10 protein-coding genes and 1 pseudogene are annotated in these 10,401 nt (G+C 64.1%); 5 read left to right on the top strand and 6 right to left on the bottom strand.

What is annotated here, in order from left to right; translation table 11 throughout:
- Positions 1-89: 89 nt before the first annotated feature.
- Positions 90-585 (bottom strand): annotated as a pseudogene (locus AB0O97_RS14015) (transposase); the annotation flags it as partial.
- A gap of 307 nt (positions 586-892) precedes the next feature.
- On the bottom strand, positions 893-2,083 hold the full coding sequence (locus tag AB0O97_RS14010; RefSeq protein ID WP_363883467.1) for a CoA transferase: 1,191 nt from the start codon (positions 2,081-2,083) through the stop codon (positions 893-895).
- Positions 2,084-2,225: 142 nt separating this feature from the next.
- Here AB0O97_RS14010 and AB0O97_RS14005 point away from each other — a divergent pair, with 142 nt between their 5' ends.
- From AB0O97_RS14005 to AB0O97_RS13995, 3 genes are all read left to right on the top strand, one after another.
- Complete coding sequence (locus AB0O97_RS14005) at positions 2,226-3,065, top strand: IclR family transcriptional regulator (protein ID WP_363883465.1); 840 nt, start codon at positions 2,226-2,228, stop codon at positions 3,063-3,065.
- Between the two features lie 158 nt (positions 3,066-3,223).
- Positions 3,224-4,612: an FAD-linked oxidase C-terminal domain-containing protein gene (locus AB0O97_RS14000; protein WP_363883464.1), complete on the top strand. Its 1,389-nt coding sequence runs from the start codon at positions 3,224-3,226 to the stop codon at positions 4,610-4,612.
- Positions 4,613-4,630: 18 nt separating this feature from the next.
- Positions 4,631-4,930, top strand: coding sequence for a hypothetical protein (locus tag AB0O97_RS13995; RefSeq protein ID WP_363883475.1), 300 nt, complete (start codon positions 4,631-4,633; stop codon positions 4,928-4,930).
- Here AB0O97_RS13995 and AB0O97_RS13990 read toward each other — a convergent pair.
- Together AB0O97_RS13990 and AB0O97_RS13985 are read right to left on the bottom strand one after the other, a co-directional pair.
- A complete protein-coding gene (locus AB0O97_RS13990) occupies positions 4,927-6,033 on the bottom strand; it encodes a histidinol-phosphate transaminase (protein ID WP_363883462.1) in 1,107 nt (368 codons plus the stop codon). The two genes, AB0O97_RS13995 and AB0O97_RS13990, sit on opposite strands and share 4 nt — an antisense overlap.
- 68 nt (positions 6,034-6,101) lie before the next feature.
- On the bottom strand, positions 6,102-7,574 hold the full coding sequence (locus AB0O97_RS13985; RefSeq protein ID WP_363883460.1) for a cytosine permease: 1,473 nt from the start codon (positions 7,572-7,574) through the stop codon (positions 6,102-6,104).
- 307 nt (positions 7,575-7,881) lie between these two features.
- On the opposite strand from AB0O97_RS13985, the gene AB0O97_RS13980 reads away from it, so the two are divergent.
- Positions 7,882-9,069 (top strand): acyl-CoA dehydrogenase family protein, encoded by a 1,188-nt coding sequence (locus AB0O97_RS13980; protein WP_363883458.1) that lies wholly within the window; start codon positions 7,882-7,884, stop codon positions 9,067-9,069.
- Positions 9,070-9,148: 79 nt separating this feature from the next.
- Here the strand turns inward: AB0O97_RS13980 and AB0O97_RS13975 are convergent, their stop codons facing one another.
- Together AB0O97_RS13975 and AB0O97_RS13970 are read right to left on the bottom strand one after the other, a co-directional pair.
- Entirely contained in the window at positions 9,149-9,400 is a 252-nt protein-coding gene (locus AB0O97_RS13975; RefSeq protein WP_363883456.1) for a DUF6458 family protein, read from the bottom strand.
- Between the two features lie 36 nt (positions 9,401-9,436).
- Positions 9,437-9,928, bottom strand: a complete 492-nt coding sequence (locus tag AB0O97_RS13970) for a hypothetical protein (RefSeq protein ID WP_363883454.1) — start codon at positions 9,926-9,928, stop codon at positions 9,437-9,439.
- Positions 9,929-10,025: 97 nt separating this feature from the next.
- Between AB0O97_RS13970 and AB0O97_RS13965 the strand changes: the two genes are divergently transcribed.
- Complete coding sequence (locus AB0O97_RS13965) at positions 10,026-10,331, top strand: hypothetical protein (protein WP_363883452.1); 306 nt, start codon at positions 10,026-10,028, stop codon at positions 10,329-10,331.
- Positions 10,332-10,401: the final 70 nt, after the last annotated feature.

The following is a 10,401-nucleotide window of genomic DNA, read 5'->3' as shown; positions in this document are numbered from 1 at the left end:
CGGCAGCGAGGCCGGCCCCACCGCTGCCCAAAAACGCCACATCACCAAAAAACGGGATTCAGCCAGCCCCCAAAACGGATCGGTGGATCAAGGCTTAGCAGAGCAGTGAGCGCGTTAGCTTTGGCTGTTCGTTCAAGCGTCATCTGTTCTCTAGCATCGACCAAAACACCGTAGAGCCGCACGAATCCCGTCATCCTGTCGTGGATTGCGTAGATCAGGCTCTTCAAGTGGCAGCGCCGCCGCCCGCAGCAATGGCGGCGGCATCTAACAGATCTGATTTTCCGGCACCACGCCGGGCTGGACCATATGTCTGGGGTCCCTCCACCACACGGTAACCGGTGCGTGAAACTGTGCCTGTGAGTAAGGCACCGTAGCTACCGACCCCTTCAATGACCCAGAGCGTATCAGCGTAGCCTTGAATACGGCGCGCTACCCAAGAGATCGCCCGCTTCCGTCCCGGGACGTACTGGAGAAAGTCTCGATGCCGAGTTGCTCACCGTGGGTGGCGGTCACGGCGTAGGTATGGGTTCGGGCATGGGTGCCTACACCGATAATGAATGGATATAGATGCGCGACAGTGGGCATTGATACTCATTCCTTTCTCTTTGACGGTTCGGATTGTTCCGGCCATAGTGCGGCCGGCAGCCTGCATGGGGGTCACTCACGAGGCATTCCTGTAACGAGCCACAGACATCAACTCTGGGCAATCTTCATATCAAGCCATCGAAGCGGACACAGCAGGCAGCATCACCACGGCGTCGGCCGCTTGCAGCGGTGGAGTGTGCACGTTGCAGAAGAGCTGGAACGCGAAAACCAGCCACGCCAACAGAGCCGCCAGCAGGCCAAGGGCAGCCCTGGACAGGGTTCGGCATCGGCCCAGTCTAACCGGGGACTATGGACGTCCCGTCCGAACAGGACCTTCCAGCCAGGTGCCGATCTGGTCATTGTGCTGGCCCAGCGTGGGGGCGGGGGAGGGCGGTACCGAGCCGGTCAGGCGTAGGGGTGAGGCCAAAGTCTTGAAGCCGTCCGACTCCGTGGCGACCGTGCCGCGATATTCCGAATGCTCGCTGGTCAGTGCCTCGTTGACGGTCTGGACCTTGGATACCGGGACGTGGTGGTCGGACAGTAGTTCGATCGCCTCGTCGTCGGTGAACGGGCTCAGGGCCTCCTCCAATGCGGCGCGGAATTCGACCGGGAATTCATTCCGGCGGGTTTGCTCGCGGAAGCGTTCATCCACCAACCATTCGGGCCGGTTCAACGCCTCCGTCAGGCGGGGGAACAGGCGGTCGCCGGCAATCGCGATCGCGATGGAGCCACGCCCGGTTTGGTAGGTGCTGAACGGGGTTGACATGGCGTGGTCGTTGCCGCATGCCACCGGCTCCTCGCCGTGGAGGGCGCGCATGCCCACGGATTCCAGCACGGAGATGAGGCTGTCGAGCATGGCGACGTCAATGTGTTGGCCCATGCCCGTGTTGTGGCGTTCGTTGATGGCTGCCAGCGCAGCGATGGCCCCGTAGAGCCCCGGAATGACATCGCCAATGCTGATGCCAATGCGCGTGGCCTGCCCATCCGGCCAACCGGTGATGGACATCAGCCCGCTCATGGCCTGGGCAATGAGGTCATAGGCGGGCGCCTTCTGCAGCGGCCCGTCCTGGCCAAACCCGGAAATGCTGACGATGACCAGCCGGGGGTTTTCCGCCATGAGGCTCTCCGCGGAGAGTCCCAGCCTGTCCATGACGCCGGGGCGGAAGTTTTCAATCACGACGTCGGACCGCCGCACCAATGCGAGCAGGCGCTCACGCTCCGCTGCATCCTTCAGGTCCATCGTGACGCCGTACTTGCTGCGGTTGAACAGGCGGTAGTAGGCGGATTCACCGTTGTACCAGGGGCCGAAGTGGCGGGAATCGTCGCCGTCGGGGCTTTCCACCTTGATGACTTCAGCGCCGAGGTCCGCCAGGATCATGGCACAAAAGGGGCCTGCCAGCACCCGGGACAGGTCCAGGACACGCAGGCCTTCAAGGGAACTGGGGCGGTTCAGCGCAGCGGGCTCATGGGTGGCCGTGGCCGGAGGGGGAGTGGTCATGGAAGATTCAGCCTTTGAACGTGGGGAGGGTCCGGCAATGCGGCAACTGTTAGTACCATCACAGCACTGAAAGCGCTGAAAGTCCCAGTTTGGCTAGGGGTCCCGTCTGTGATCACAGACGAACAGCGGCTACCATGGCTCCATGGGTACACAGAATTTGCCGCAGGTTCCAGCCGCCAAGAACGTCCTTTCGGTGCTTCGCTATGTGGCGGCGCAGGCCGGCCCGGTGGGGGCGGCCGCCATTGCCCGCGAGGTGGAGCTGCCGCGCTCCACCACCTACCACCTGCTGGCCGCGCTGGTGGATGACGGCTTTGTGGTTCACCTGCCCGAGGAGCGCAAGTATGCGCTCGGCGTCACGGCGCACGAGCTTGGCACCGGCTATTCACGCCAGGCGCCGCTGCAGCGGCTAGCCAGATTTCCCATAGCGCAGCTGGTGGAGCGCACCAAGCGCACCGCCCACCTTGCCGTCATGCACGGCCGCGAGGTCATTTACGTCATTGAGGAACGGGCCAAGCGGCAGTCCGCGCTGGTGACGAATCCAGGTGTTCGGCTGCCCGCCCACCTGACGGCAAGCGGACGCGCCATGCTTGCTTCGATGTCGGCCGAGCAGCTTGCGGCCCTGTATCCGGGGCCTGAAGCCTTCCCCACACGGTATGAAACGGGCGTGCACTCGGTGCCGGCGCTCAATGAGCTGCTGGTGCGGATCCGAGAGCGGGGCTTTTCCTGGGAACAGGATGAGATCACCGACGGGTTCTCCAGCATTGCCGTTCCTGTCCTGGACAACAGCGGGCTGGCCGTGGCCAGCGTGACGCTCACTGTGGCCAACCGCCCGGCGTTGAGCCCGGCCGCCGCGGCACGGAATGAGGCCGAGGGAATTCTCCAGGAACGCACCGTGGACGTGGAGGACCTGGCTGCGCAATGGCTGCCCGAGGTGACCCGCTGCGCCACGGAGATTTCGCGCCGGCTACGCCCCAGTGGGTGACGGGCCGGCCGCCGTCGAACATGGGAAAATGTCTTGGATCCGAGAATTGGCCCGCAGGAATGTGATTGGCCGCACAAGCTCGGATTCAGTGGGTATCGTTGCGGTAGCCCGACGGTGCAGCGTCGCGCCACAGCCACGCAACACGAAGGAAACAACCAATGACAATGCTTGCACCCGACAATAAGACGGCGGTCCTGGCCGAGCTGCGGGTCGGGCTGGGAAGCAAGGTCAACACTGACGACGGTGTCTGGTCAGCCCGCGGGCACGACAGATCGCACCTGCCGTGGGAGGCGCCCATGGCCGTGGTGCATTGCACCAGCACCGGGGACGTATCCGAGGCTCTGGCCATTTGTTCACGCCACGGCGTGGCAGCGGTGCCGATCGCGGCGGGAACCGGGCTGGAAGGTGGCGCCAACAGCACGGCCGACTCCATCTGCCTGGACCTGTCCGGCATGGACAAGATCCTGCGCATCGGTTCCGCCGACCTTGACGCCACAGTCCAGGCCGGCGTCATGAAGAGCGCCCTCAATGCGGCCCTGGCCGGCCACGGGCTTACGTTCCCCGTGGGCCCGGGCGTGGATGCAAGCGTTGGCGGCATGGCCTCCACGGGCGCCAGCGGAACCACCGCGGTCCGGTACGGCACCATGAAGGAAAACGTGCTGGGCCTGACAGTGGTCCTGGCGGACGGGACCATCATCAAGACCGGCGGGCGCTCGCGCAAGTCGGCAGCCGGATATGACCTCACGCACCTGTTCGTCGGCGCCGAGGGAACCCTTGGCGTGCTGACCGAAGTGACATTGCGCGTGTACGGCATCCCTGAAGCAGCCAGCGTGGCAATCTGCTCATTCCCCACCCTGGAAAGTTGCACCGCCGTGGTCCAGTCCACACTGGAGTCCGGAGTGCCCATCTCCAGGGTGGAACTGCTCGATGACGTCACTGTCGATGCCGTCAACCGTTACAGCGGGCTGGGACTTCCCGTCTTGTCAACGCTGATCTTTGAATTTGAGGGCTCGGCCACGAACATCGCCGATCAGGGGGAGGCGGTCCGCAAGCTTGCCTTGGTGAACGGCGGGACCGGCTGGGATTACGCCAGTGATCCCGATCAAATCAGCCGCATCTGGCGTGCCCGCCACGACGCCCTGCCGTCCTACACGGCCCTGGTTCCCGGCTCCAGCACCTGGTCAACCGACGTTTGCGTGCCAATTTCCAGGCTGGCCGAATGCATCACGCTGACGAAGGCCGACACCGACCGTGAGGGTGTGCTGGCCCCGATCGTTGGCCACGTGGGCGACGGCAACTTCCACCTCGCCTTTGTCCTTCCTCCCGGGGACGACGGCGTTCTGGTGAAAGCGGGTGCCATCAACGACAGGCTCGTTGAGCGTGCCCTGTCCATGGGAGGCACCTGCACGGGTGAGCACGGCATCGGACTGGGCAAGACTGCCTCCCTGGTGAAGGAGCATGCATCCGCCATCCCGGTCATGCTGGCCATCAAGAGTGCGCTGGACCCGCAGGGGATTCTCAACCCCGGCAAGGTACTGGCGCGCTAACGGGTCAGGGCACCAAAAATGTCCCGGTTGGTTCGGGAGTTGCGCGACTTTGCCGGTGAGTTCGGTGAGGTGAGGCGCTCGCTGCCGTTTCAACTGCCGGAAAACTTCTTACTGATCATCCGGGCGATGTCGCTGACCTCGGGCGCTCTGTCCAGCCCCACCACTGTCGCGTCCTATCCCCTCCTGGACAACCATGTCATGGAAGGCGTCGTTGGCGTAAAAGCTCGACGACGACGAGGTCTCCTACCTGTCGCTGCACGCGAGCCGGCTGTATGTGGAGATGGCCGGGCTTTTTGCAACTGCGTGGGGCTGCGTTAAACCCTTCCGCCGGCCAGCCAGGCGTCAACGCCGCGCAGCACCGCGGCTTCGGCATCCCGGGAGCCAACAGTGACCCGCACGCCCTCGCCGGCAAAGCTGCGAACGCTGACGCTCTGGGCCAGGCACGCGGCTTCCAGGGCCGCAGAGCCTTCACCCGCGGGCAGCCACAGGAAGTTACCGCCGCTGTCAGGTAGTGCAAGACCGCGGGAGGCGAGGGCTGCATGAAGCGCTATCCGGCCTTCGCGCACGGTGGAAACATTTGCGGCCAGTGCACCGGTGTCCGCGAGAGCGGCAACGGCGGCAGCCTCGGCCACCGCATTCAAGCCAAAGGGCGGCGACACCGCGCGCACCGCGGCCGCAATGCCGGGGTGGGCCACCAGGTAGCCTGCCCGCAGTCCGGCCAAGCCGTACGCCTTGGAAAATGTCCGCAAAAGGACCAGATTTGGATGCGCTGCGAGTAAGGCGAGGCTGTGCCGGGAGGAGGCCTCGGCGTCGTCCGCGAATTCGATGTAGGCCTGATCCAGCACCACCACCACATGGGAAGGAATGCGCGCCAGGAAATCCTCCACCTCGGCCGCACCCAGGACGGTGCCTGTGGGATTGTTGGGGCTGCACAGGATCACGGCGGCGGTGTCTGCGGTGACGGCGGCGGCCATAGCGGGCAGGTCGTGCCCGTGGCCGGCAGTCAGTGGCACCGGGATGTCCTGCGCACCGGTCAGGCGCACCAGAATGGGGTAGGCCTCGTAGCTGCGCCACGCAAACACCACCTCCTTGCCCGGCCCCGCGAACGCCGTCAGCAACTGCTGGAGCACCGCGAGCGAACCCCCGCCCGCCACGATCTGCTCCGCAGCGACGCCGAGGTTGCCGCTGAGTGCGGCGATGAGGGGTTCGCCCTGCAGCGTGGGGTACCGCTGGCAGTGCCGGGCCGCGGCATCAATTGCGGCCAGCACTGCCGGTGACGGCGGCAAAAAGGACTCGTTCGACGACGCCCGCCACTTGGGTGGGACGGTGCCGCCCGCCGTGGAATAGACGGGCAGCGTGGCCACCAGGTCCCGAGGCACTGGCAGGGTTGCGAGCGCCTCAGGGGTCTGGAGCGTGGTCATGAATCGTTCCTTCGTGTTGGGGCGGGCTGGGCAGGCAGGGTTGCTCAGATCAGGTCAGGCCTGGTTGCTCAGGCGACGGGTGCCGTTGCGGCGGTTGCCGGGTCGGCTGAGACTTGGTCGTCGGCCGGGTAGACCATCTCTGCCGGCGGGTGGTTGAACCGCTTGGCCACGGGGTAGTAGACGGCTGCCGTGACCAGCAGGCCAACGATCCAGGAGATGTCGGCCCCGCCGAGCAGGGGAGTGATGGGGCCGGTGTACATGTGCTGGGCCAGGAACGGGATCTGGACAACCACGCCCAGCAGGTAGGTGAGCAGCGCCGGAACGTTCCAACCGCCGTAGCGGCCCTTGGGGTCGTAGAGTGCCGGGATGTCAACCTTTTCCTTGGAGGAGAAGTAGAAGTCCACCAGGTTGATGGAGCTCCACGGGATGAAGACCATCAGGAGCAGCAGCACGAAGTTCTTGAAGTTGGAGACGAAGTCCTCCGAGGCCACGAGGGCAATGATGACGGAGACGCCGATGAAGCCGATCACGTACGCAAAGCGGACCCAGGGCGCGAAGCGCAGCTGGCGGGTGAAGGCGCTGACGGAGGTCAAAATGGTCATGTAGCCGCCGTAGGCATTGAGCGTGTTGACTGTCAGCTTGCCCACCACAATCACCATGTACATCAGCACGGCGATGACGCCGCCGCCTGCCAAGTCTCCGACGAACGAGACCTGGTTGTCGATGAAGCCCTTGCCCTCAGGCATCGCGATGGCTGCAAACAGCGCACCGAGGGTCATGGACCATTGGGCACCCAGGACGGAACCGGACATGCAGGCGAAGAAAGTCTTGGTGGCGTGCGTGTTGGCCGGCAGGTAGCGGGAGTAGTCAGCCACGTAGGGGCCGTAGGTCAGCTGCCAGCCAGCGCTGAGGGAAATGGCGAGCAGGAACGTGGGGATGGCGAAACCACCCACACCCATGACGGATCCGACGTCGTGCTTGAGGAAAAGCTGGATGGCCAGGTAGGTGAAGCCGATGATGCCCACGATCGTGGAGATCCGGCCCAGCATGTGAATGTATTTGTACCCGAGAGTGGCCACCAGTACCGTCAGGGCGCCGAAGATCAGCACGCCTATGACGGGGCTGTCCGTCGGGAGGATCTCGTCCACGGCCTGCCCCGCGAGCACTGCCCCGGTTGCGGCGAAGCCCAGGTACATGACGATGACCAAGATCAGCGGGATGACGGCGCCAAACACGCCGAACTGGGCGCGGCTGGAGATCATCTGCGGCATGCCCAGCTTGGGGCCCTGTGCCGCGTGCAGGGCCATGACGGCGCCGCCCAGCAGGTTGCCGATGAACAGGCCGACAATGCCCCAGAAGGCGGGGGCGCCGAAGATGACGGCCAGGGCACCGGTGACGATGGCCGTGATCTGCATGTTCGCCCCAAACCACAGGGTGAACTGGCCAAAGGGCTTGCCATGGCGCTCGCGGTGGGGGACGAAGTCGATGGACCGGCGCTCAATGGCCGGCCCGCTCTTTCGCACGGTTTGGATTCTTGACATCTCATTCCTCCATTGGAATTTAGTGTTGTCGCTGGTGTTTTTCTTGAATCAATCTGAGCATGTTTGCCGGTGGTGAAGTGATGCGGTTCACCAAACTCGTCTGTGATCCGAGACGAGCGGTTGATTTGCGTGATCTGGCTCATATTCCGCATCGGGTCCGGGCTATGTTCGAAGTACGCCGCAATTGACGGCGGCGGCCCGGAGCCGGCGCCACACGCCACCTTCCAGCCGATTCCCTGGCCAACGGCCACCCTGGCCTTCCCGTCCTGTCCCGTTTTTGTCCCGCCGTTCCCTGGAGGAGATTTCCTTGACCGACACCACTGTTTCCGCCGCCCTGCCGTACCCTGACGGCGACTTCTTCGCTTTTGAAACCCTGCTGCCCGCCAATGAGCTGGCCCGGCTCAATGAAATCCGCGACTGGATGGAGGCCAATGTACGCCCCATCTCCCGCGATTTCTGGAACCGCAGCGAGTTCCCCGTGCACCTGATCCCGGAGGTCGCCAAGCTGGATATGATCAGCCCGGTCCGGCGCCAAGGGCATTCGCACCTGCTGGCCGGCATGATCACCGCCGCCATCCACCGCGTGGACGCCTCCTTCGGCACCTTCTTCAGCGGGCACGACGGACTGTTCACCGGCTCCATCGAACTGCTGGCCTCCGAGGAACAAAAGGCTGCATGGCTGCCTGACATCTACGCGCTGCGCAAGACCGGCGTCTTCGCCATCACCGAGCCACTGGCCGGATCCGACGTTGCCGGCGGCACCCGGACCACGGCTGAGCGGCGCGGCGATTCGTGGGTGCTGAACGGTGAAAAGCGCTGGATTGGCAACTCCACGTTCTCCGATTACGTCATTATCTGGGCCAAGGACGTGGCCGATGATCAGGTCAAGGGCTTCCTGGTGGAGACCTCGCGGGAGGGGTTCAGCGCCACCCTGATTGAAAATCGGATTGCCCTGCGCGCGGTCCAGAATGCCGACATTGTCCTGAAAGACGTCGTCGTGCCGCACTTCAACAAGCTCGCGGGTGCCAACAGTTTCCGCGACACCAACAAGGTGCTCAAGACCACCCGCGCTACGGTGGGTTGGCAGGCTGTGGGCATCCAGCTGGCCGCGTTCGACACCGCCCGCCGCTACGCCGTGGAGCGCCACCAGTTCGGCAAGCCGATCGCCAGCTTCCAGCTCATCCAGGAACAGCTCGTCACCATGCTCTCCAACGCGCAGGCGTCGATGGGCATGATGGTCCGGCTGGCGCAAATGGAAGACGCCGGCACCACCCGCAACGAACACTCGGCCATGGCCAAGGCCTTCGTCACCAAGTGCATGCGCGAGACCGTGGCGCTGGGCCGGGGCATCCTCGGCGGCAATGGCGTCTCCGTGGACTACGAGATGGCCAAGATCTTCTGCGACGCCGAGGCCATCTACACCTACGAGGGCACCTATGAAATCAACACTCTGGTCGCCGGGCGCGCCATCACCGGGATTGCCGCGTTCGTCTAGCCCCTCAGCCTGAGCCCCTCTGCCTGAAGCCCGACGGCGCCCACCTTGGTAGGCGGGCACCGTCTGGCTTCTTTAAGGGCTAGATGCCGGTGTCATCCGTGCGGTCTGTGTGGCGGACAGTGCCGTTTCCGTCAGTCGGGCGGATGACGGTCCTGGACGATGACTGGCGCCTGCGGAAGGTGAAAATGAGGCCAAGGATGAAGACCACGATTCCGGCCCCCATCAGAATGTTGCCGACCAGCGCGATGTCGAGCCAGGCCACTTGGATCTCGAGGGCAAACCTCAGAATTGCGCCAATAACAAAAAGAACTACTCCGGCACCGATGCTCATGTTGATGTCCTTTCAAAATTCTCGTGATGGTTGGGTTTAGGGGCCGTCATGGAGGGGCCGGCTGTCCACTGCTGAGTGCCGGCCGGTGCCGGCATCATTTCCTTCCTCCGGGGCACCTTCCCCTGAGGGCCGGTCCGTGCGATCCTCGGCGGGGGCGGGCTGCGCACGATTCGATGCATCGGCTCCGGGATCGACGTCGGCGGCCTCGGCAAGTTTTTCCCTGGCCGCGGCTGCAGCGACGGCGGCATCCGAGCGTTGCTGCTCGGCTTCCATGCTTAAGCGTTCAGCGGCGACTGCGGCCTGTTCCGCATCGGATGCCTTGCGCATTGCAGCGGCGTTTTTCTCGCGGGAGTCGAGCTCGGCAACCCTAGCGTCTTCGCGCAACTTGGCCGCCCGCTCCCGATCTTCCTTTGCTTGGAGTTCTTTCGCCTCGCGGCGTCGCCGGGAGGCGAGGGAAATCAGCACTGCGATGATCACGATGATGACTACTGCGGCAATGGCAATCCATATCCACATCGTTGAATCCATGTGAATCAGTCTCCGTCCTTTTGCAGTTCCGACAGGCTTTGGAACTTCGTCTTCGTCAAGCGGTGCAAAATCACGTTACTTTTCCATCATGCCCCGGATGGGGGCCTTTGCACAGTACTGGCCCGGCGCCAGACGGCCCGCGACCTGCCTTGCGCGGGGCGGATTTGGGCGAACGGCCCTGCTGGATGCCGCCAGGACCTGCTGCAGGAACTCATCGCAGACATCTTCCCCCCGCTGGACCGAGCGCGTCACCGGTGCCATGGCCGACGCCCCCACCAAGGCCGACCGGATCCTTGCCTACGCACTGGCCCACGTGGACCTAGTCGCCGAGGGCGCCCATGCCGTGGGCTTCGCCCTTGCCACTCTGGCCCCCGGCCTTGCCTTGGACAGCAGGTGGACATGATCAACTCCGTGGTCCACGCAGGCACGCGCATGCTCGGATCCGGGCAGTCCATCCAGCAGGTCCACGCCCA

The sequence above is a fragment of the Specibacter sp. NPDC078692 genome (assembly GCF_040686835.1).
Taxonomy (GTDB): domain Bacteria; phylum Actinomycetota; class Actinomycetes; order Actinomycetales; family Micrococcaceae; genus Specibacter.
The sequence above is the reverse complement of the archived record's forward strand: the minus strand, read 5'-3'. Positions and strand labels throughout refer to the sequence as shown.